Raw genomic sequence first — 22,009 nt, 5'->3', positions numbered from 1 at the left:
GTTCAAAAATTGTTTGCGATTGTGACAGTGCCCGCCGGAGGTGGGGGCTTTTGCGGAGACGACAGGCGGGGCGGAGTGCGAGCGGGCGGGGAGGCGCGCGAGCGAAGGGCTCGTGCGCAGACGAATTGTCTTGAGGATAGAGCGCACGCCGCGGCCCGATGCGGTTCGCCCGCCCTCTCACCCGTCATTGCCGGTCGGAGCCGGCAATGACGAGCGGAAAGTGCAGTCGAGTGCGGTGAGTGCCCTGAGTGCCGTGAATGCGAAAAATGCGAGCGGCGGAGCGCTGAAAGGGCGACACTATCCCCTCCGCCCCGCCCACGAAAAAGGGCCCGGCTATGCCGGGCCCTTTTCCAATTCGGTGTCGCGAGACGGGCTCAGCCCTGCGGCTGAGGCTCCAGGCCACCGGCCGGTTCGCCGCCGTCGCCCTTCTTGTGCGATCCCGTCTTGGGGACGGCCGAACCGCGAATGATCGGTTCGTCGTCCAGATCGCGCACGGGCGGCGTGCCGTTCAGCAGGCCCTTGATCTCGTCGCCGGACAGGGTTTCGTATTCCAGAAGCCCCTTGGCGATGATGTGCAGCTCGTCCTCGTGCTCGGTGAGGATGCGCTTGGCCGTCTCGTAGCCGGTGTTGACGAAGCCCTTGATCTCCGCATCGACAAGACGCTGGGTCTCGTCGGCCACGTTCTGCGTGCGGGCGACCGAATGGCCGAGGAAGACCTCGTCCTCGTTTTCGCCGTACATCAAGGGGCCGAGCTTGTCGGACATGCCGTACTGCGTCGCCATCGCCTTGGCGAGCTTGGTCGCCATCTGGATGTCGCCGGAGGCGCCCGAGGTGACCTTGTCGTAGCCGAAGATCATCTCCTCCGCCACGCGCCCGCCCATGGCGACCGCAAGGTCGGCGTGGCACTTGGCGCGGGTCAGCGAGACCTGATCCTTCTCCGGCAGGCGCATCACCATGCCCAGCGCACGACCGCGCGGGATGATGGTCGCCTTGTGGATCGGATCGGACGCCGGCATGTGCAGCGCGATCAGCGCATGGCCGGCCTCGTGATAGGCGGTGAGCTTCTTCTCTTCCTCGGTGAGCGCCAGGGTGCGGCGCTCCGCCCCCATCATCACCTTGTCCTTGGCGTCCTCGAACTCCGACATCGTGACGAGCCGCTTGCCGCGGCGCGCGGCCAGCAGTGCCGCCTCGTTGACGAGGTTCATCAGGTCCGCACCGGAGAAGCCGGGAGTGCCGCGTGCCAGCGTCTTGACATTGACATCGGGCGCCAGCGGAACCTTGCGCATGTGGACCTTGAGGATCTTCTCGCGGCCGGTGAAGTCCGGATTCGGCACGACGATCTGGCGATCGAAACGGCCCGGGCGCAGCAGCGCGGGATCGAGCACGTCCGGCCGGTTGGTCGCGGCAATCAGGATGATGCCCTCGTTGGCCTCGAAGCCGTCCATCTCCACGAGCAGCTGGTTGAGCGTCTGCTCGCGTTCATCGTTGCCGCCGCCGAGGCCGGCACCACGATGGCGGCCGACGGCGTCGATTTCGTCGATGAAGATGATGCAGGGAGCGTTCTTCTTGGCCTGCTCGAACATGTCGCGCACGCGGCTCGCACCAACGCCCACGAACATTTCAACGAAGTCCGAACCCGAAATCGTGAAGAAGGGAACGTTGGCCTCGCCAGCGATGGCGCGCGCCAGCAGCGTCTTGCCGGTGCCCGGAGGGCCGACCAGCAGCACGCCGCGCGGGATGCGGCCGCCGAGACGCTGGAACTTCTGCGGGTCACGCAGGAATTCCACGATCTCTTCCAGATCTTCCTTGGCTTCGTCGACGCCGGCGACATCCTCGAAGGTGACGCGGCCGTGGGCCTCCGTCAGCATCTTCGCCTTGGACTTGCCGAAGCCCATCGCCTTGCCGCCCGAGCCCTGCATCTGGCGCATCACGAAGATCCAGATGCCCAGGATCAGCAGCATCGGCAGCGCGCCGATCAGCGTGTTGAGAAGCGAGAAGCTCTCCTGGCGCGGCTTGGCGACGACGGTCACGCCCTTGGAGCGCAGAAGATCGACATACTGCTCGTTTTCCGGCGCGTAGGTCTGGAACGTGCCGCCACCCTTGGTGTAATGGCCCGTGATCTGCTGCTGCTGGATCGTGACGTCGCGAATGTCGCCCTGTTCCGCCTGATTGAGGAACTGCGAGAAGGCGATTTCGCTCGTCGGGGTGCGCGTGTTCGAACTCTGGAACAGCTGGAACAGGGCGATCAGCAGGAGGGCAATGATCACCCAGAGCGCGAAATTCCTGAAATTTGAGTTCATAACGATCCCTTGGCCGCCGGTCGGTGGATGAGACGCCAGCAAGGACATGTCCTTGCCGGCACACCCCGACCGGGGTTCGATTGGACGTCGCCGCATCCGGCGCCGTCTGTGGCGTTCCTGCCGAAAGATAGGCCTCGCCCCCCCGCGGAACAAGGCACAGACCCATTATCAACCGATTGATGTCGACATTTTGTTAAGCCGGCACGACAATCACGCTCCGATGCGGCAGGCGACGACCCGTCCCCGCCACCTTTCGCCGGGGTCGAGATCGAAACCGGGCAGCGCCAGGACCTCGCCTTCCCGCCGCGCCGCCGGGGCACCGGCGAATACGCCGCGCGGCCAGCCCTCGGGCGCAGGGAGCCCGGCACGGCGCAACCCGCCGGGGCCGAGGGCACCGACCTTCACACCGCCCGACGCGTCGCCGCTGAGGGAAACGGCGAAACGCCCGTCCCAGATTCCGCACTCTCCCGGCATCAGCTCGAGTTCCTCAAGCCCGCACCGGCCGATCTCGCGATAGAGAAGGATCTCTCCTCCCCGACGCTCCAGGACGCAGCCTGCGAGCGTGCGCCGGCCCTCGCCGGCCTCCAGCGCCGCGACCGCCGCCTCCAGCCGGGAAAGACGCGGAACGTGGGCGCCGCCGCCGGTTTCGCGCAACAGCCGGGCAACCAGCCTCAGCGCGACCTCCTCCGGCAACCGGCGCAGCAGCGCGGCGTCGAACCGGCAGGGACCGGCCGGATGGCGCACCACCTCGCCCGCCATGACGCCATCGACCCAGCCGTCGAGCGCGGCCGCAGCACGCGCCATGGAACGAGCGGTCGCGGCGAGGCGATCGGGGCCAAGCCCCTCATGCGCCAGAACCGGCATCAGCCGGCGCATGCGCACGCGGCGATAATGGGGATCCTCGTTGGAGGGATCGTCCACCCAGGAAAGGTCCGCCGCGGCGAGCGTCGCGCGCAGCCGTGCGCGGGAGACATCGAGCAGCGGCCTTGCCAGCGTCACGCCGTCACGCTGCGTACGCGGCGCCATGGCGGCCAGTCCGTAAACGCCGCTGCCGCGCGCCAGCCGGTCGAGAAAGGTTTCCGCCTGATCGTCGCGGGTGTGGGCGAGAACCAGCGCCTCGGCACCAAGCGCCGCCATGTGCCGTACCATCAGCGCGTAACGCGCCGCGCGCGCCGCCTCCTGAATACCGGAGACGGGCTTGGGCCCCTGCCAGCGCAACGTCTTGTGGGGAATTCGCAGGCGCTCGCAGCGCCGGGCGACCATCTCCGCCTCGGCGGCCGCCTCGGCCCGCAAGCCGTGATCGACGGTGAAAACGACCGCGCGGGGCGCCGTGGGGCAGGCCTCTCGCCAACGGTCATACAGATGCAGAAGCGCCATGGAATCGCCGCCGCCGGAAACGGCGAGCGCGATCAGGCGAAATTCGTTGAGCGGCGCTAAGAGCGCGGTCGCCTCGCTGTCGCAAAGCGGCGTCTGGTCATCCTCGGCAGCCGGCACTCTTCCGCTCCTTGCGCGCCTGGTCGAGAACCGCGCCGGAGGCCCCGGGATACTTGTTCAAAAGTTCCGAATAGGTCGCGCAGGCCGCGTCCTTCTGGCCGAGCCCATCGAGCGACAGGCCGAGCTTCAGCAGGCTGTCGGGCGCCTTGTCGTTGGCCGGATAGTCCGTGTAGGTCTTGAGAAAGGCATCCGCCGCCTCGCGGTACTTGCCCCTGCCGAAATAGCTCTCGCCCAGCCAATATTGCGCATTGGCGGCAAGCGGATCGTCCGGATAGGCGGCCAGAATATGCTTGAAGCGCTGGGCGGCCTGATCGTACTGGCCGTTCAGCACCATCGAGTAGGCCTCGTCGTATTCCTGCCGCGCGGAACCGTCCGGCGCGGTCGCGGCAAGCTGGCCGATGGCATCGTCGCCACCGCCGACACCGGGGACGCCTGTGCCGCCGAGGGGCGGATTGTCCGGCTCCTCATAAGCCCCGTTGCCGGGCGCACCGCCGTAGGAATCGCCGCCGTAGGCGCCGCCGGAATTGCCGCGCGCGAGTGCCGACAAGTCGAGCGGCTGACCGGAGGGGCCGAGCGAGCCGCCCTCTTCGCCGGTGCCGCCGGCCGGCACGGAATAGGACCCGAGATCGCGCACGGTCGCCTGCCGCTTGGTGGCATAAGGATCGTTCGGATCGGGGGCGGCGGGTGCAGGCGCGCTGCCATAAGAGCTGTTGCTGGCCGAACCGGTGGTGCCGCTTTGCGCCGGCGCCTGCGACCGCTTGCCGGAGCCGGGCTTGCCGCCCTCAAGCTCCTGGAAACGGAACTCGTTGTCCTCCTGCGCGCGGCGCAACTGGTCCTGGGTCTGGCGGAGCTGGTGGTTCAGTTCCTCGACCTGGCCGGTGAGCTTGCGGACCTGTTCCTCGAGCTGACCGAGCCGCACGGCAAGCTGGCCGTCCTCGCGATTGCTGGACGAGCCGAAGAAGCCGCCCTGGGCGGCTGCGGGCCCTGCGGCGGTCAACGGAACCGCGAGCGCCAGCGCGAACGCCGCGGCCAGGGGCGCCAGAGCCAAGGCCCGGGCACGTTTCGGACGGCCTGGGATACGTGATGTCTTCATGATCCATCCGTTGTCACGGGCCCGAAGGCCCCGGAAGAAGGGTTTACGCGTTTCCTACCATAGGTCGCGCCGAGTTCGGCCAAATTTTGACCTGACACGAGGTGAGGAGAATAGGAGGCTCGCCGCGCATCGCAACCGGTGTGCGGGAAAAACGAAAAGACCGGCGGCCCCGTTCGGGATCGCCGGTCTCCTGTTTCCAGAAGTCTGAGACGCGGGCGCGTTGCCGGCCGTCAGCTTCCCGCGTTGTTGACGACAGTCACGGCGCGGCGGTTCTGGGTCCAGCACGAGGCGTCGTTGCACACGGCAACCGGACGCTCCTTGCCGTAGGAAATCGTGCGCAGCCTGTCGGCCGAAACACCGCGGCTGATCAGGTAGTCGCGTGCAGAGGTCGCACGGCGGGCGCCCAGCGCGATGTTGTATTCGCGCGTGCCGCGTTCATCCGCGTGGCCTTCCACCGTCACGGTGTACCGCGGATACTGCTGCAACCACTGCGCCTGCTTGTCCAGCGTGGCCCGGGCTTCGGCGGTCAGATCGGAACTGTCGACGGTGAAGAACACCCGATCGCCCACATTGACCACGAAATCCTGGGCCGTCCCCGGTGCCACCGTGCTGTTGGCAAGGTTGTCCGGCCGCGTCTGGGCGCAGGCTGCGACGAAGAGCGCCATCGCCGCCACAGCGGCGACCCGCAATCCGCGCATGAATGTCCCGTTCATCTTCATAGTCCCGCTACTCCTTGGTCCCCACCGAGCCCCGATAGGGTAAACTAAACCTAGCCCGAGTTGGTTAAGCCGTGGTTTGCGGAGATGGTTAATTTTTCCCTAATCGGCCAGAACAGGAAACCGATCCTGCCTGCCATTTCGGGAAACGGTGAGTGAACCTAGTCCCCGTATCCCCCGCGATCAAGACCGCGACCGCCGGCACGATTTCCGCCCAACTCCGGCGGTAACCAGCCACTCCGCGATTGGTTCCATCGCGCGGAGCGAAATTCGGAAAAAAACGCACATGACGCGCACCCGGCGCCATGCGCGCAAGCCGCACAGGGACAAGGCGGCGGGCAACCCCGGCGCCATGCCCCGCTGCACGCCGCCTACTCCAGCAGCGGCGACCAGGCCGGATCGGACGCAAAGCCTTGCGTTTCCACCCGGCGCTCGTTGTAGCCGGTCAGGTCCACCGTCCACAGCTGCGGCCCGCCATTGGCGCCCGGCGTGTCGCGGAAGAACATGACGACGCGGCCATTCGGCGCCCAGGTCGGGCCCTCGTTGTGGAAGCCCTCGGTGAGGATGCGCTCCTGGCTGCCGTCGGGCTTCATCACGCCGATCATGAAGCGGCCCTCGTGCTGCTTGGTGAACGCGATCAGGTCGCCGCGCGGCGACCACACCGGCGTGGAGTAGTTGCCCGGCCCGAAGCTGATGCGGTGCGGGTTCGAGCCGTCGGCGTTCATCACGTAGATCTGCTGCGAGCCGCCACGATCGGACTCGAACACGATCTGGCGCCCGTCCGGCGAATAGCACGGCGAGGTGTCGATCGCAGCCGACGAAGTCAGCCGCGTCGTCCGGCGAGAGCGCAGGTCCATGGAATAGATGTTGGCGTTGCCCGCCTGCTGCAGGCTCATGATCACCTGCTGTCCGTCGGGCGAGAAGCGCGGCGCGAAGGTCATGCCGGGGAAGTTGCCCACCACCTCGCGCTGGCCGGTCTCGATGTTCAGCAGATAGACTTGCGGGTCGCCGGAGGCGTAGGACATGTAGGTCACCTCCTGGCTCGTCGGCGAAAAGCGCGGGGTCAGCACCAGATCGTCGCCGCGGGTCAGGTAGCGCACGTTGGCGCCGTCCTGGTCCATGATGGCGAGCCGCTTGACGCGCTTGTCCTTCGGCCCGCTTTCGGAAACGAAGACCACGCGCGTGTCGAAATAGCCCTTCTCGCCCGTCAGCCGCTCGTAGATCGCATCGGCGATGATGTGAGCGAGCCGACGCCAGTTCTCCGGCGTGGTGAAATACTGCTGGCCGAGCATCTGCTCGCCGGCGAAGACGTCCCACAGCCGGAATTCCGCCCGCAGCCGTCCGTCGGACTGGCGGAAGACCGATCCCGTGGCCAGCACCTGGGCCGTGATCACGCGCCAGTCGCCGAAGCGCGGCTGGGTGTTCACGTCCATGTTTTTCTGGATGAAGCTCTGCGGATCGAGCGGACGGAAAAGCCCCGAGCGCTTCAGGTCCGCGGTGATGACGGAGACGATATCGGCCGAGAGCTTGGCGTCGTCGCCGCCGAAATCCGGCAGCGCGATCGGCAGCGGCTCGATGTTGCCGCCGGCGACGTTGATCTCCACCAGCGCGCTCGACGGCTGGATGCTGACGGCGACGAAGCCGAGCACCGCGGCGGCCATGACGGCCCATCGTTTGAACAAGACGTGCATCGCTATCCCTTCAGACTGACTTCGCCCACCGCGCCGGGCCGCCGTTGCCCTGGCCTTGGCCAGAGGCCCGCGCCGTGTGCCTGTCAACATGTCTTCGATCTCAGAACCATCTCATGAAACGTCACTGCGGCTTCAGATTGGCCAACACCGTATTCCATCCACCGTTCCCGTCGTAGCTCTCCTGCGGCAGGAAACCGAAGCCTTCCGACCGGTCGACCGCGATGATCGCCCTCACCGCCGCTTCCGCAAGCTGGCGGAAACGGGGATAGGGATCGGAGTTCATGATCCGCGGCGTCCCGGCCAGATGGCCGTCGCGGGTCAGTTGGAACTGCACCACCACCACCAGATCGGGGGGGAAGGCGTCGGGAACGTAGTTCCAGCGCTCCTTGATCTTGGAGACCAGGAGATCGAGCTGGCTGGCCGAAAGCCCCGGCTGCTGTGTGGCACGCGTGCTGCCGAGCCCGGCCGGCGTGTCGGAGACCGTTTGCTCTCCGCCCTCCGGCTTGACCTTGTTGAGCAGGTTGGAGATCTCGTTCGGATCGAACTTCTTCTCGTCATCCTGCTCGCGTGCGCGCTGCTGCTTGGCCGGCTGCACCGCCGCCGTCTGCGTGCGCTTGGGCGGCGCCGGCTTGGACTGCGGCACCACGTTGACGGGCTTTGGTGGCTCCGGCGCCTTCTCCGCTTCCTTCGGCGCCTCTTCCGCGGCCGGCGCCGGTTCCGGCTCGGCCTGCGGCGCGGGCTCCGGTTCCGCCTGCGGCTCAGGCTCGGGTTCCGGCTGCGGCTCGGGCGCGGGCTCCGGCGGTGCCTCGGCCACCTTCTGCGGCTCGGCCTTGGCCGGCTGCGCCTTGGCGCTTTCCGTCGGCTTCTTGCCCGGATCCGGCGCCTTCTTCGGCGCCTCCACCGGCTTGTCGGCGGGCTTGGGCGCCGACGGATTGTCCTTCGACGCGGTCTTGTCGCCGATCCGGGTCTTGGTCACTTCCTCGATCGGCACCAGATCGACCGGCAGCGCATCCACGGGCTCGACCGAAAAGGGTTGCGCACTCGGAAAGGCGATAAGCCCCCAAAGCAGTACGACCGCATGGCCGATTAAGGATACGACGAGCCCTGTACGCATGCTCTACCGGCTCTGTTCCTCGGTTGTGACCAGCCCGATGCGACGGAAGCCGGCGGAGCTGATCCGCGCCATGATGCGCATCACCGTGCCGTAGTCGGCATCGCGATCGCCGCGCACGTAGATGCGCTCGTCGTAGCCGTTCTTGGCGATCGCGGTCAGCTTGGGCACGATCTCGTCCGGATCCATCTCGGTATCCTGCAGGAACACCTTGCCGTCCTTGGACACCGAAATGGTGATCGGCTCGACATCGTCCTGCAGAGCCTTGGCACGCGTTTCGGGCAGATCTATGGGCACGCCGACGGTCAAGAGCGGCGCGGCCACCATGAAGATGATGAGCAGCACCAGCATGACGTCGACCATCGGCGTCACGTTGATCTCGCTCATCGGCTGATGGCGCTGGCGGCCTCGCCCGCGACGGCGACCGCCGCTTGCACCCGCTCCTGTATGGACACCCATGTCGGCTTATCCTTGCGTGCGTTCGTCGATCTGGCGCGAAAGGATGGCCGAGAACTCGTCGGCGAACCCTTCCATGCGCGACGACAGCCGTGTCGCCTCGGCCGAATACTTGTTGTAGGCGATCACCGCGGGGATGGCCGCCACGAGGCCGAGCGCGGTGGCAAACAGGGCCTCCGCGATACCCGGTGCCACCACCGTCAGGTTGGTGTTCTTAGAGGCCGCAATCGCCTGGAACGAGGTCATGATGCCCCACACCGTGCCGAACAGGCCGACGAAGGGCGCCGCCGAGCCGACGGTCGCCAGCACCAGAAGCCGGTTTTCAAGCCGCTCCATCTCACGGGATATGGTCACGTCCATGACCCGGTCGATGCGCTGTTGCAGGCTGGCGATGGCCGGCTTCTTGCCCTCGTGCGACCGTTTCCACTCGCGCATGGCGGCGACGAAGAGCGCGGCCATGGAGGTGTTGGCCCGGTTGACAAGCGTCTGGTAGAGGTCCTCCAGCGACTGGCCGGACCAGAACACGTTCTCGAACCGGTTCATCTGCCGCCGGGTGCGCGTGAAAAGCAGCTGCTTGTCGATGATGATCGCCCAGCACCAAACGGAGGCCGCGATCAGACCCAGCATCACGATCTTCACGACGATGTGCGCGCCGAGGAACAGCGCGAAAAACGATATGTCGCCCGCCGGCGCGGCGAGCTCTGTTGTCTGCGCGAACGCTTCCGAAATCATTCAGATGGACCTCAATGTGTGCGCGCGGCCGATGAAGGCCGCTGCGCGCCACCTCCCTTTCGAGAACCGCGATACCCCTCGCATGGCGGAAGCCTCTGTGGCGGTGGAATTTGGCGAAACCGGGGCTTTTCGCCACTCAAACCCGACGCTAGCAAGACATTGTCAAGGTTACCGTCGCCTTAACGACGGCCGCGTTGACGCGGATTTGAGCGGCAATCGGGTGTCGAGGCGCGTGGCGCGCGGCCGCGCGCCTGCATTTCCGCTGACCAGTAACCGGCAACCGTCACCCGGCCGGCCTTTTCTTGACAGACAAGGCCTGGCTTCAGCCGTCGCGGCTCAGACCAACGCCGAGCCGGACGGCGAGTTCCGCCGGCATGCGCCGCGGGCGGCCTTGCGGGTTGATCACGGCCGCGGTCACTTTCGCCTCGATCAGCACCTGGCCCTCGCGCACCACCTGCTGTTCCATGATCATCCGCGCGCCCTGGACGCTCGAACAGCGCGTGCGGATCTCCAGCACGTCGTCGATGCGGGCGGGCTTGAGGAAATTGATGTCCATGTGGCGCACGACGAAGGCGAGCCGTTCGCCGGTGCGGCCTGCGTCAAGTTCGCTGTGATGAATGTCGCACAGCCGCAGCATGTCGGAACGGCCGCGCTCCATGAAGCGCAGATAGGACGCGTGATAGACAATGCCGGAGAAATCCGTGTCCTCGTAATAGATGCGCACCGGCAGGACGTGTTCGCCGCCTTCCAGATGACCGGAAAGGTCGGGCCAGGACTTGTTCTTGTCAGACATGACGGCTGACTTACACCTTTTCGATCAGCAGCTACAGGGCCTCGTTCCGCCTTTTGCCGCGCCTGCAACGATGCGCCCCACCCCCGCGCGCTGCCCTCGCTTTGCAATCGCATCGCTCATGTGCGAGCCTTGCGTTTTCGGACATGCAGATCACCGGCCGGCCGCCTTGCCCGCGATCCTCTTGCGCGGTGTTCTGGCACATCTACTGAATTTCGGAAACGTGACGGGGGTTACCTTGAAAGTCGGAATTATCGGAGCGGGCATGGTCGGCAGCGCCGCCGCCTACGCCATCGCCCTCATGGGGCATGCCAGCCAGATCGTTCTGGTCGACCTCAACAAGGCGCTCGCAGACGCGCAGGCCGAGGACATCGCGCATGCCGTGCCCTTCGCTTCGGCGACCAGCGTCCGTTCCGGCAGCTACGACGACCTGAAGGGCGCGCGCATCGTCATCCTGGCGGCGGGCGCAAGCCAGAAGCCGGGCGAGACGCGGCTTGAGCTCCTGTCCCGCAATGCCAGCATCGTTGGCGGCATCGTCCGCGAGGTGCTGCGGGCAGCTCCCGACGCCATCCTGATCGCCGCCGCCAACCCGGTCGACATCGTCACCCAGATCGCGACACGGGTGAGCGGATTGCCGGCGAGCCGGGTCATCGGGTCCGGCACGATCCTGGATACGGCCCGCTTTCGCACCCTGCTCGGCCGCCATCTGGGCGTCTCGCCGTTTTCCGTTCACGCCTATGTACTGGGCGAGCACGGCGACAGCGAGGTGCTGGCCTGGTCGAGCGCGCGCGCCGGCGCCCTGACGATCGGCCAGGTCGCGGCCCGGGTGAACGTTCCGCTCGACGAGGCGGTGCGCGCCCGTATCGACGACGGCGTGCGCAATGCGGCCTACACGATCATCAACGGCAAGGGCGCGACCTATTACGGCATCGGCGCGGGGCTGGCGCGGCTGGTGGAAGCGATCGGGCGCGACCAGCACGCGGTCTTTTCCGTCTCCAGCGTCAGCGACAACGTGGAGGGCGTGCGCGACGTGGCGCTGTCCATTCCGCGCGTCCTCGGCGCCGACGGCGTCGTCACCGATCTTGTGCCCGAACTGGACCCCGACGAACACGACGCCCTTCGCAAGAGCGCGGAATTGCTGAAGGGCCAGGTCGACAAGCTGGAGCTGTGACGGATACGCCCGGCAAGGCGCGTCAGGCGGCGGCCACGTCCTGCAGGAACCGGTCGATGGAGGCGCGCAGCCGGTCCGCCTGCTCCTTCATCGCCCGGGTGGAGGCCTGCATCTCGCCCATGGCGCTGGCGCTTTCACCCACCCGCCCGGAAAGCGCCGAGACGGATTCGTTGACGATGCGCGTGCCCGTCGCCGCTTCCGCGACATTGTGCGAGATCTCGCCCGTCGCCGCCCCCTGCTGGCGCACCGACGCCGCGATCGCCTCGGTGTAGCCGTTCACCTCGTCGATCGATCGGGTAACGGCGCCGATCTCGGTCACCGCGGACGTCGTGGAGGCCTGGATTTCCGCGATCTGGGTGGAGATCTCTTCCGTCGCTTTCGCGGTCTGGCCGGCGAGTTCCTTCACTTCCGCCGCCACCACGGCAAAGCCGCGCCCGGCCTCCCCGGCCCGCGCCGCCTCGATGGTGGCATTGAGCGCCAGAAGGTTCGTCTGTTCCGCGATTTCGGAAATGAGCGAGACCACGTGGCCGATCTGCTCCACGGAGCGGGCAAGCCCGGCCACCTTCTCGTTCGACGCCGCGGTCGAGCGGGTGGTCTGGCGCACGACATCAGCGGTGGTCGCGACCTGCCGTTCGATCTCCGATATGGACGCGTTCAGCTCCTCCGTGGCGGCCGCCACTGCCTCCACGTTGCCCGAGGCGCGTTCCGATTGCAGGGCTGCCTCCGCTCCCTGACGCGCCGCGTCGGAGGAGGATCCGGCCAGATCGGCCGCCGTGGTCGCCACCCCGTCCAGCACCTGCTCGACGCTCGCCAGCATTTCGGTCACCTCAGCCCGGAAGCCGGAGATCAGCGCTTCGACCGATTCGGCACGCTGCCGGCTTGCCACCGCGCCGGCCGCGCTTTCCGCAGCGAGCCGTTCGCGTTCCTGAGAATTGGTCCGGAAGATATCGACGGCACGCGCCATCTCACCGATTTCGTCGCCGCGCGAAAGTCCGCCGATTTGCGCGGAAAGATCGCCGTCGGCAATGCGGCGGGATACGTCGGACAGGCGCGCGAGCGGTGCGAACATGCGCCGCGTCAACCACCAGATGACGAGCGCGAACGGCAGAAGACAGACGATGCCGGCGATGATCAGGCCATAGGTGATCCGGTTTGCGGCTGCCGTCAGTTCCTCCTGCTTCTCCGCCTCCAGAACGGTGAAGCTGCGTTCGAGAAACGTGCCCGGCACGGCACGATAGCGCCAAGCCATGCCGTTAAGACGCAGGACGCCGTCGCTTTCGCGCATGTCCGCAAACCGCCAAACCTCGTTGCCTCCCGCGCCGCGGAACCGGATGGCCTCGCCCTCGCTTGTCACCAGCATGCCGGTCTCGCTCGCCGCGATGCCGGTCGCATCGTTGAGGATGGTCGCGATGCGGTTCATGTTGATGGAAAACGCGACCGCCCCGAAGAATGTGTCGAGGTAGAAGACCGGCATCGCCAGCACGGCATTGACCGCCCCGCCGTCGGCCACCATGAAACCGGAAAAGAACATGTCGCCCGGCGCCAGCGTGCCGGCCTTCGCGCCCGCCAGAAGCGGACTGAGCGCCGCCGCCACCGCGTTGCGCGCGAGTGCGGGATCGTCGTAGGCGCGGCCGAAATCCTCGCCCTTGAGATAGCTGAAGACGATATTGCCGTCCGGATCGCTCAGCGCCATGTCGGAAAACAGGTTCTGGTCGATGATCTCCTGCGCGCTCGCCTGGATGACGGCGTGCGAGGTCGTGTAGTAGTTCTTTTCCGGCGCTTCCACGAGAAGCTGGCGCTGATCGGGCGGGTTCGGATTGTCGGTCACGTAGATGCGGCGCAGCTGCGCTGTCTGGTCCTGCTTCAGGTTCTTCCAGCCGGCGCGCATCTTCATGATGCTGTCCTTGGCGGTTGGCAGCGAGGTGAAGAAGCGGACGCTCTCGCGCACCTGCTCCAGCGTCATTTCCAGCGCCTTGCGCTTGCCCACGGTGGCGCTCATCAGCGCCTTGTCCGCCTGCTCGTTGGCGACCCGCCCGCCGAGCAGCGCCGCCGTGCCAACGAGCGCGGCACACAGAACGAACGCACCGGCGAGGAAGATCGCCGATATTTTCGTGGACAGGCTCTTGCGAAGCATCTTCTTCCCTCTCCTAAACCCTAGGGGAAGCTAGACCCGACGCAGGAAACAAAGCCTTAAAAGACGGAACTTCAAAGAAAAACAACAATCAAAATTAAATGATATGTTTATTGAATACTGTCTAAATTGACCATGACGGCCGGGATCCGCTCCCTTCTCCTTGTCGGACGCCCTTGCACCTCCGGGAGTGCGGTGTCCGCAAATGCAAACGCCGCCCCCGGGGCACGAGCAGCCCGGAGGCGGCGAAGCGGCATCGTCGGTTCACGAGACGTGCGCCGGCGGAAAGCCCTCAGGCAACCTGTTCGTCGAGGACCGGGTAGTCCGTATACCCCTTGGCGCCGCCGCCATAGAACGTGTTCTTGTCCGGCTCGTTGAGCGGGGCGTTCTTCTCCAGCCGCGTCACCAGATCGGGGTTGGCGATAAAGGGCCGGCCGAAGGCGATCATATCCGCCTTGCCGGTTTCCACAGCGTCGATCGCCATTTCGCGGGTGTAGCCGTTATTGGCGATGTAGGTGCCGTCGAAGCGCTTGCGCAGGGCCGCGATGCTGGCGCCCTCCGGCAACTCGCGCGGACCGCCGGTCTGACCTTCCACCATGTGCAGATAGGCAAGCCCGAAACCGTTCAGCCGGTCGATGACATGCTCGAACAGCGCCTGCGGGTTACTGTCGGAAACGCCGTTTGCATTGGCGAAGGGGCTGAGGCGGATGCCGACACGGCCCGCCCCCAGCACGCCGACGACAGCCTCGGTCACCTCGGTCACGAGCCGGGCGCGGTTCTCGATCGAGCCGCCATAGGCATCCTCGCGCTTGTTGGAGCCATCACGCATGAACTGGTCGAGCAGATAGCCGTTGGCAGCATGGATCTCCACGCCGTCGAAACCGGCGGCATCCGCATTGGCGGCCGCCTTGCGGTAGTCCTCGATGATCCGCGGAATTTCCGAAAGCTCCAGCGCGCGCGGGGTTGAGGTCGGCAGGAATTCCTTGCCGTCGAAGGTGCGCGTTTCGGCAGCGATCGCGGAGGGAGCCACCGGCGGCTGGCCATCGAGCTGCAGCGTGTTGTGGGAAACGCGGCCGACATGCCAGATCTGGGCGAAGATCTTGCCGCCCCTGGCGTGCACCGCATCCGTCACCTTCTTCCAGCCGGCGACCTGCGCGTCCGAATAGATACCCGGGGTCCAGGCGTAGCCCTTGCCTTCGGGCGAGATCTGCGTGCCCTCGGAGACGATGAGGCCCGCGCCGGCGCGCTGTGCGTAATATTCGGCGTGCAACTCGAAGGGCGTGTCGTCCTCCGGGCGGGCGCGGTTTCGGGTCAGCGGCGCCATCACGATGCGGTTGGCCACATCGATGTCGCCCACCTTCGTCGGTGTGAAAAGCTTCGGGGTCGTCATGCGTTGCTCCTGAAAGCGTGGAGAAGAAAATGCTCGGGGTTTCATTCCAATGATCCAGCCGGTGCTCCGGCCCTTTGTGGACCAATTAGTCCAATAATCGCCATTCCTATGCTCAATAGAGCTGGATTTGGCCATCTTATGGTTCCTTGATCAAGCGCTCGGCCTGCGCGAGCGCATGTTGGACATCGTCGGCCGCCACCCCGGACTTGCGCAGGATCATGGCGCCGAAGGCCAGCGCCATCAGCGCACGGGCCTTGTCATGGGCCTCGTGAGAGTCCTGCGGATCGAGGCAGCGGGCAAGGAGGGTTTCGATACGGGCGAAGTGCCTGCGGCCGAGATCGGCAACCTCGGCATCGTGCGGCCCCCGTTCGGAGACCATATTGGCGAAAAGGCAGCCGCGCGAGCCGCATTCGGGCCGGGCAAGCGCAGTGACGAGCGCCATGGCAGCGTCTGCGTCGGCTTGCGCGGCCAGAGCAGCCCAGCCTGCATTCACCTCGTCGGAATAGCATTGCAACGCGGCCAGAAGCACACCCTGCTTGGAGCCGAAGGCGGCATAGAAGCTCGACTTGGAAAGTCCCATCGCCGCCGTCAGCGCATCGACGGATGTCGCCTCGTAACCCCGTTCCCAGAAAAGCCTGAGCGCCGCATCCAGCACTGCCTGCGTGTCGTATTCACGCGGGCGGCCCGGCCCATGGGAGCGGTTTTCGGGCGAGCGACGGGTGCTCGTATCGGCGGCGGTCATGTCCATGGCACATCAATATGGACCGCTCGTTCCGAAATACAAGAAGGCGGGACAAAAACACACCCTCCACCATCATACGCGAAAAGGGCGCGGCATCCCCCGGACGATGTCGGGGAACGCCGACGGAGAGGACGTATGCGCCGGCAAGAAGGCGCTATCCCCCAAGCACGTTGGCGATCACGCCGAGGCCGATCAGGCCGGTGAGGATCAGGTAAATCGCGACGATATAGGCGAGCAGCCGCGGCATGAGCAGGATCAGGATGCCGGCGATCAGCGCGACGATGGGTCCGATATGGGCGGTGGTGATGAGCATCGGGGTCTCCCGGGTTTCAAGTGTGCACGGCTAACGTGCCAGACGGTATCGGGTTCCCGACACGTATGCGTGACAATCGTCAGCGAGGCTTGCGCCGACCCTGCGCTCCGGGCCTATTCCCCTTCCGAGAACAACCCCATCTGTGCCGCACTCGCGCCCTGCGGCACGGCGAGACCGAGATGGGCGAAGCTCTTGGGCATCAGCAGGCGCCCGCGCGGCGTGCGCTGGATGAAGCCCTGCTGGATGAGATAGGGCTCGACGATGTCCTCGATGGCGTCGCGCGGCTCCGACAAACCTGCGGCGATGGTTTCGATGCCCACCGGTCCGCCGCCGAAATGCTCCGCGATCATGGAGAGATAGCGCCGGTCCAACGCGTCGAGCCCGGCCTTGTCGACCTCCAGCTGCGACAGCGCCTTGTCGGCGATCGCCGCATCGACCGCGTCCATGCCGGCAACGACCGCGAAATCGCGCACGCGGCGCAGGAGCCGTCCGGCGATGCGGGGCGTGCCGCGCGAGCGTCGCGCGATCTCGTTGGCGCCGTCGTCCGTCATGCCGATGCCGAAGACGCGGGCCCCGCGCCGCACGATGTGTTCCAGTTCCTCCACCGTATAGAAATTCAGCCGGATCGGGATGCCGAAGCGGTCGCGCAACGGGGTGGTGAGCAGGCCGAGCCGGGTGGTGGCGGCGACCAGCGTGAACTTCGACAGGTCGATCTTGACCGAGCGCGCGGCCGGGCCTTCGCCGATGATCAGATCAAGCTGGAAGTCCTCCATCGCCGGATAGAGGATTTCTTCAACCGCTGGCGACAGGCGGTGGATCTCGTCGATGAAGAGGACATCGCGCTCCTCAAGGTTCGTCAGGAGCGCGGCGAGATCGCCGGCCTTGGCGATCACGGGACCGGAGGTCGCGCGGAAATTGACGCCAAGCTCGCGCGCCATGATCTGGGCGAGCGTCGTCTTGCCGAGGCCCGGTGGCCCGACGAACAGCACATGATCGAGCGCCTCGGAGCGCGCCTTCGCCGCCTCGATGAAAACGGAAAGATTGGAACGCGCCTGCTGCTGGCCGACGAACTCGTCAAGCGCCAGAGGACGGATGGAGGTATCCGCCTCGTCGCCGCGCTCGGATGGGGAGACGATCCGGTCATCGCTCATGGGCGGGCCTCGACGGGGTGGGAAAGCGGGTGGCGAGGATCAGGGCGTTTGGCCCATCCTTCGAGACGGGCCTGACGCCCCTCCTCAGGATGACGTTGTGTTTGGTGGTGAATTGAGGAAACCGACAACACGGTAACGTCATCCTGAGGAGAACGCGAAGCTGCCGTCTCGAAGGCTGGGCCGCACACCAATATCAATCGATTGCCCGTGCAAGTACAACGATCACCCGTCTCCCCCCTTGCGGGGGAGATGTCACGCATCGCGTGACAGAGGGGGGTGAGCGGCAGGTTGCGAGCCGTATGGCTTGCCCCCCTCTGTCGGCTACGCCGACATCTCCCCCGCAAGGGGGGAGAGGGGTGCCCAACCGAGCGAGCGCGGATCGCGTCCAACGCCGCTCTCACTGCGAAAGCTCCTTCAGCCCCAGCCGGATGAGCTTACCCGTATCCGCATCCTCGCCCGCTGCACGCTGAGCGGCGGCCACAGCCGCCGCGGCCTGCGGTTGGCCGTAGCCGAGATTGACGAGCGCCGAAACAGCATCGGCGACGGGGCGCGGCGCCGACTTCGCCTCGATAGCGTCGTTGGCCTGGATGGTGCCCATGTCGGCATCGGAGAAGGCCGGAGCCTTGGATTTCAGTTCCGCCACGATGCGTTCCGCCACGCGCTTGCCGACGCCGGGGGCACGCGCGATCGTCGCCTTGTCGCCGAGCGCGATGGCATTGGCTATCTCCGTAGGCTTCAGGATGCCGAGGACACCAAGCGCCACCTTGGCGCCGACGCCCTGCACCGTCATCAGCATGCGGAACCATTCGCGCTCCAGATCCGAGGCGAAGCCGAACAGCCGGATCTGGTCCTCGCGCACGTAGGTCTCGATGGAAAGTGTCGCCGCCTCGCCCGCCGACGGCAGGCCCTGCAGCACGCGGGAGGGACATTGCACGTGATAGCCGACGCCATGGACGTCGAGGATCACGTAGTCGTCGCCATAACTGTCGATCACGCCCTTGAGCTTGCCGATCACGCCTACCGTCTCCTCATTGCCCGATCCGCGCCGCCACCCGGGCAGCGGCCGCCGCCGCTCCGCGATGATGGGCGTGACACACCGCGATCGCCAGCGCATCGGCCGCATCGTCGGAATTGAACGTCGCCTTCGGCATCAAAACGCGGACCATCATGCGGATCTGCTTCTTGTCGCCGTGGCCCGCGCCGATCACCGTCTTCTTGATGAGGTTCGGCAGGTATTCGCCGATCGGCAGACCTTTAAGTCCCGGCACCAGCAGCGCGATGCCGCGGGCCTGACCGAGCTTCAGCGTCGCGCCCGCATCCTTGTTGACGAAGGTCTGCTCCACCGCCGCCTCGTTGGGCACGAATTCCTCGATCACCCGCGTCAGCCCGTCATGCAGCTCCACCAACCGTTGCGCCAGCGCCAGCGCCTGGGTCGATTGCACGGTGCCGGAGGCCACGAATTTCAGGTTCGTGCCGGTCACGTCGATCACCCCCCAGCCTGTGTTCCTGAGACCGGGGTCGATACCGAGTATGCGAATCGTCGGGTTCATAGAACAAACAGGTAACGCCGAATGACGGCGGGCACCAGACGGCGCGGGAAAAGAGGTGCAAGTGGGGACGGTTTTCCGAGGGAAACTGGCGCGGGCTGAGCCTCAGCCAAGCCCTGACCGCTTGCACCCCTCTCCCCCCTTGCGGGGGAGATGTCGGCGTAGCCGACAGAGGGGGGGTGAGGCGGCGGGCTCGGCGCAAGCGGCCTTACCCCCCTCTGTCACGCGAAGGCGTGACATCTCCCCCGCAAGGGGGGAGAGGGGAGCAAGCCGCAGGATACCTGCACCTCCTGCCGACAGCCTCGCCAATTTCCGCGACGCTTCGCGCGCCTGCCCCTACACTCCGCAAGGTCACCCGCCGATTCGCGCCTGCCGCCGAAAGCCCTTCCATGCTCAGCGAATTCCTTCCGTCCTTTTCGGACCCGACCGTTCTCCTCGTCTGCCTGGCCGCGGCCGTCGGCGGGGCGGTGCGCGGTTTTGCCGGTTTCGGCGGCGCGATGATCTTCATGCCGGTGGCGAGCGCGGTGATCGATCCGCGTCTCGCGGCTGCCGCATTCCTGGTCATGGACGACATCCTCGCCCTGCCGATGGCGGTCAGGGCGGTGAGGATCTGCGACTGGCGCACCATCCTGCCGGCCGTCGCCGCCGCCATGCTGACGGTGCCGCTGGGGGCAGCGGTTCTCGCCCACAGCGACCCGAGGCTGCTGCGCTGGGGGATATCGCTGCTGGTTCTGGCGCTGCTGGCCCTGCTCGTGTCCGGCTGGCGCTACAAGGGCCGCCCCACCCTGCCGATTTCCTGCGGCGTCGGCATGACCTCCGGGTTCCTGTCGGGCGTATCGCAGATTTCCGGGCCGCCGGTCATCGCGTTCTGGATGTCGGGGCCATCGGCCGCCCCGGTCATCCGCGCCAATCTCATCGTCTATTTCGCCATTTCCAGCCTCGGCGCCTTTGCCGCCTTCTGGTGGAACGGCTTCTTCACGATGGAAGTGGCCCGCCTTCTGGTGGTGCTGATGCCAGCGAATGCGGTGGCGCTCTTCATCGGCACGCGGCTCTTCACCTTCGCCTCGGAAAAGACGTTCCGGCGCGTTGCCTACACCCTCGTCGCCCTCGCCGCCCTCGGCTCGCTGCCGGCACTGGACGGCGTGCTCAGGTAAGGCGCAGACTGCCCCTCACAAGACCAACCCCGGAGCATTGCGTGTTCTTTGTCCGCACGGCCGGAAGGCCCGATCTGCCAGCCATTGCCAGGCTGCTTGCCGAAACCTGGCACGACACCTATGACCGCCTATACGGTGCGGAGAAGGTCGACGAGATCGTCGCGGCGTGGCATTCGGTGACAGCGCTGGAAGCCCGCCTGAACCGGCCGCATTCGGAATTCGTCGTTGCGGATGATGGCACGCGTCTGGGCGGGATGGCCTATGCCGCGCGCTCGACGGAGCATGAGAAGCGGGTGATGCTGTATCAGCTCTACGTGAGCCCCGATTGCCAGGGCAAGGGCATCGGCACGGCCCTGCTGGAAGAGGTCAACGGCGCCTTTCCCGACGCAACGATCCTGAGGCTGGAAGTCGCCCCCGCCAATGCGAAGGCCGTCGGTTTCTATCAGGCGCACGGCTTCGAAAAGGTCGGCGAGACGAGCGATTGCGGCGGCGACAGCGGCCTTCCAGCGGATATCTATGAACGGCAGATCATCTGGGCTTGAAACAGCGAAAAGGCGCGAACCGCCCGAAACAAACTTTCTGAGCATGACCCCGGTTGGCTTCAGCCCGGATGTCACTGTGCGCACATACGCTCAATCGAATTCAGCAAGACCTTTTTCTCAAGATCTGGAGGGAACTTTGAACAGCGAAAAATACAATGGTATGCCGCTCGAGCTAAAAATCGAAGCTAATGAACACGGCGACTACATATGGAGCGTCACGTTCAGCTCGAGTGATTTCAAGAAAGAGACGAGGCTCGGATACTCCGCGTCCGGATCGCTGTCGGCTTTCTCGAATGGTGAGCACGATTTTCTCATCAAAGTTCGCGACGAGGACCGCGAAGTCTGGACGGAAATGCCACTGGACCATCGCGACGACATACGCAATGGCATCATTTCCCTTCTATCCGGCGCAACGGCTTGTCTGAATCCGGTTAACTGAACGCGCCGGCAGATCCCTCGCCTGAGGCCCGGCAATCGGCCAAGAAAAAAGGCGGAAGCCGCGACTTCCGTCTTTCGTCATTTCAGGAGATCCCGGGGGCCTCAGGCGGCGGTGAGCTTCGCCATGACCTCGTCGGAAACCTCGAAGTTCGTGTAGACGTTCTGCACGTCGTCGTCGTCGTCGAGCATGCCGATCAGCTTCATCAGCGTGCCGGCCTTTTCCTCGTCGACTTCGGTGTTGTTTTGCGGCTTCCAGATCAGCTTGATCGATTCCGCTTCGCCGAGATCGGCTTCGAGCGACTTGGACACATCGCCCAGATCCTCGAACGCGCAGTAGATCGTGTGACCATCCTCATCCGACTGCACGTCGTCGGCGCCCGCCTCGATGGCCTTTTCAAGAACCGTGTCCGCATCGCCGACATCCGGCTTGAAGACAATCTCGCCGACCCGGTCGAACATGAAGGCGACCGAGCCCGTTTCGCCCATGGCGCCGCCGGTCTTGGTGAAATAGGAGCGCACGTTGGAGGCGGAGCGGTTGCGGTTGTCGGTCAGCACCTCGACGATCACCGCGACGCCGCCGGGACCATATCCCTCGTAGCGGATCTCCTCGTAGGTGTCGGCATCGCCGGCCTGCGACTTGTTGATCGCCCGCTGGATGTTGTCCTTGGGCATCGACTGGGCGCGCGCGTTCTGCACGGCGAGGCGCAGGCGCGGGTTGCCGTCGATATCCGGCCCGCCGACCTTCGCGGCGACCGTGATTTCCTTCGACAGCTTGGAAAACAGCTTCGAGCGCACCGCGTCCTGACGGCCCTTGCGGTGCATGATGTTCTTGAACTGTGAATGTCCGGCCATGAGCTACCTGGCATCTCGTTTCGGGATTTCGCCGCCGGAGAGGGCGCGCGGGGCCTTCGTGCGAAAGGCCCGCCAGCGCACACGACGCTCCGCGGAAATGGCTTCAAGGGGCGCTTATAATTCGCAACGCCGCAGAAATCCAGCGGGGGTGCGGCAACAACGCAGATCTTGCGGCATTGAGTGAACGCCTCGGCC

Annotated in this window: 21 protein-coding genes; 4 read left to right on the top strand and 17 right to left on the bottom strand. The window is 65.7% G+C overall.

Going from position 1 to position 22,009, the window contains the following annotated elements:
• Positions 1-374: 374 nt before the first annotated feature.
• The 9 genes from ftsH to ybgC all read right to left on the bottom strand — a co-directional run bounded on the left by ftsH (position 375) and on the right by ybgC (position 10,386).
• Positions 375-2,300, bottom strand: a complete 1,926-nt coding sequence (gene ftsH, locus V2L18_RS07525) for an ATP-dependent zinc metalloprotease FtsH (protein WP_336177423.1) — start codon at positions 2,298-2,300, stop codon at positions 375-377.
• A 210-nt stretch (positions 2,301-2,510) separates the two neighbouring features.
• On the bottom strand, positions 2,511-3,794 hold the full coding sequence (tilS, locus tag V2L18_RS07520; RefSeq protein WP_336177421.1) for a tRNA lysidine(34) synthetase TilS: 1,284 nt from the start codon (positions 3,792-3,794) through the stop codon (positions 2,511-2,513).
• Positions 3,775-4,842, bottom strand: a complete 1,068-nt coding sequence (gene ybgF / locus V2L18_RS07515) for a tol-pal system protein YbgF (RefSeq protein WP_336177420.1) — start codon at positions 4,840-4,842, stop codon at positions 3,775-3,777. The genes tilS and ybgF overlap by 20 nt, the downstream gene beginning before the upstream one ends.
• A gap of 275 nt (positions 4,843-5,117) precedes the next feature.
• Positions 5,118-5,600 (bottom strand): peptidoglycan-associated lipoprotein Pal, encoded by a 483-nt coding sequence (pal, locus tag V2L18_RS07510; RefSeq protein ID WP_336177419.1) that lies wholly within the window; start codon positions 5,598-5,600, stop codon positions 5,118-5,120.
• A gap of 374 nt (positions 5,601-5,974) precedes the next feature.
• Entirely contained in the window at positions 5,975-7,264 is a 1,290-nt protein-coding gene (tolB, locus tag V2L18_RS07505; RefSeq protein ID WP_336177725.1) for a Tol-Pal system beta propeller repeat protein TolB, read from the bottom strand.
• Between the two features lie 151 nt (positions 7,265-7,415).
• Positions 7,416-8,408, bottom strand: coding sequence for a cell envelope biogenesis protein TolA (locus tag V2L18_RS07500; RefSeq protein ID WP_336177418.1), 993 nt, complete (start codon positions 8,406-8,408; stop codon positions 7,416-7,418).
• A gap of 3 nt (positions 8,409-8,411) precedes the next feature.
• A complete protein-coding gene (gene tolR, locus V2L18_RS07495; RefSeq protein WP_336177417.1) occupies positions 8,412-8,864 on the bottom strand; it encodes a protein TolR in 453 nt (150 codons plus the stop codon).
• A gap of 6 nt (positions 8,865-8,870) precedes the next feature.
• The gene (gene tolQ / locus V2L18_RS07490) at positions 8,871-9,593 is read right to left on the bottom strand and encodes a protein TolQ (RefSeq protein WP_336177415.1); all 723 of its coding nucleotides are present in this window, start codon (positions 9,591-9,593) and stop codon (positions 8,871-8,873) included.
• A gap of 322 nt (positions 9,594-9,915) precedes the next feature.
• Positions 9,916-10,386, bottom strand: a complete 471-nt coding sequence (ybgC, locus tag V2L18_RS07485; protein WP_336177414.1) for a tol-pal system-associated acyl-CoA thioesterase — start codon at positions 10,384-10,386, stop codon at positions 9,916-9,918.
• Between the two features lie 220 nt (positions 10,387-10,606).
• Between ybgC and V2L18_RS07480 the strand changes: the two genes are divergently transcribed.
• Entirely contained in the window at positions 10,607-11,554 is a 948-nt protein-coding gene (locus V2L18_RS07480) for an L-lactate dehydrogenase (protein ID WP_336177412.1), read from the top strand.
• A gap of 22 nt (positions 11,555-11,576) precedes the next feature.
• Here V2L18_RS07480 and V2L18_RS07475 read toward each other — a convergent pair whose 3' ends face one another.
• From V2L18_RS07475 to ruvC, 7 genes are all read right to left on the bottom strand, one after another.
• On the bottom strand, positions 11,577-13,688 hold the full coding sequence (locus V2L18_RS07475; protein WP_336177411.1) for a HAMP domain-containing methyl-accepting chemotaxis protein: 2,112 nt from the start codon (positions 13,686-13,688) through the stop codon (positions 11,577-11,579).
• A gap of 289 nt (positions 13,689-13,977) precedes the next feature.
• A complete protein-coding gene (locus V2L18_RS07470) occupies positions 13,978-15,075 on the bottom strand; it encodes an alkene reductase (protein WP_336177410.1) in 1,098 nt (365 codons plus the stop codon).
• A gap of 136 nt (positions 15,076-15,211) precedes the next feature.
• Positions 15,212-15,823: a helix-turn-helix domain-containing protein gene (locus V2L18_RS07465; RefSeq protein ID WP_336177408.1), complete on the bottom strand. Its 612-nt coding sequence runs from the start codon at positions 15,821-15,823 to the stop codon at positions 15,212-15,214.
• 148 nt (positions 15,824-15,971) lie between these two features.
• Positions 15,972-16,130 carry a DUF3096 domain-containing protein gene (locus V2L18_RS07460; RefSeq protein ID WP_336177407.1) on the bottom strand — a complete coding sequence of 53 codons (159 nt, stop codon included), beginning with the start codon at positions 16,128-16,130 and terminating at the stop codon, positions 15,972-15,974.
• A 113-nt stretch (positions 16,131-16,243) separates the two neighbouring features.
• Positions 16,244-17,281 (bottom strand): Holliday junction branch migration DNA helicase RuvB, encoded by a 1,038-nt coding sequence (gene ruvB / locus V2L18_RS07455; RefSeq protein WP_336177405.1) that lies wholly within the window; start codon positions 17,279-17,281, stop codon positions 16,244-16,246.
• 397 nt (positions 17,282-17,678) lie between these two features.
• Complete coding sequence (gene ruvA / locus V2L18_RS07450; RefSeq protein WP_336177404.1) at positions 17,679-18,296, bottom strand: Holliday junction branch migration protein RuvA; 618 nt, start codon at positions 18,294-18,296, stop codon at positions 17,679-17,681.
• 13 nt (positions 18,297-18,309) lie between these two features.
• Positions 18,310-18,831 (bottom strand): crossover junction endodeoxyribonuclease RuvC, encoded by a 522-nt coding sequence (gene ruvC / locus V2L18_RS07445; RefSeq protein ID WP_336177403.1) that lies wholly within the window; start codon positions 18,829-18,831, stop codon positions 18,310-18,312.
• A gap of 386 nt (positions 18,832-19,217) precedes the next feature.
• Here ruvC and V2L18_RS07440 point away from each other — a divergent pair, with 386 nt between their 5' ends.
• Genes V2L18_RS07440 through V2L18_RS07430 form a run of 3 tightly spaced genes read left to right on the top strand, consistent with a single transcriptional unit; the run spans position 19,218 to position 20,963 of the window.
• Positions 19,218-19,982 (top strand): sulfite exporter TauE/SafE family protein, encoded by a 765-nt coding sequence (locus V2L18_RS07440; protein WP_336177401.1) that lies wholly within the window; start codon positions 19,218-19,220, stop codon positions 19,980-19,982.
• 41 nt (positions 19,983-20,023) lie between these two features.
• The gene (locus V2L18_RS07435) at positions 20,024-20,524 is read left to right on the top strand and encodes a GNAT family N-acetyltransferase (RefSeq protein ID WP_336177399.1); all 501 of its coding nucleotides are present in this window, start codon (positions 20,024-20,026) and stop codon (positions 20,522-20,524) included.
• Entirely contained in the window at positions 20,499-20,963 is a 465-nt protein-coding gene (locus V2L18_RS07430) for a hypothetical protein (protein ID WP_336177398.1), read from the top strand. The genes V2L18_RS07435 and V2L18_RS07430 overlap by 26 nt, the downstream gene beginning before the upstream one ends.
• Positions 20,964-21,064: 101 nt before the next feature.
• Here V2L18_RS07430 and V2L18_RS07425 read toward each other — a convergent pair whose 3' ends face one another.
• Positions 21,065-21,814, bottom strand: a complete 750-nt coding sequence (locus V2L18_RS07425; protein WP_336177397.1) for a YebC/PmpR family DNA-binding transcriptional regulator — start codon at positions 21,812-21,814, stop codon at positions 21,065-21,067.
• Positions 21,815-22,009: the final 195 nt, after the last annotated feature.

It is taken from the genome of Breoghania sp. JC706 (assembly GCF_037026715.1).
Lineage (GTDB): Bacteria > Pseudomonadota > Alphaproteobacteria > Rhizobiales > Stappiaceae > Breoghania.
The sequence above is the reverse complement of the archived record's forward strand: the minus strand, read 5'-3'. Positions and strand labels throughout refer to the sequence as shown.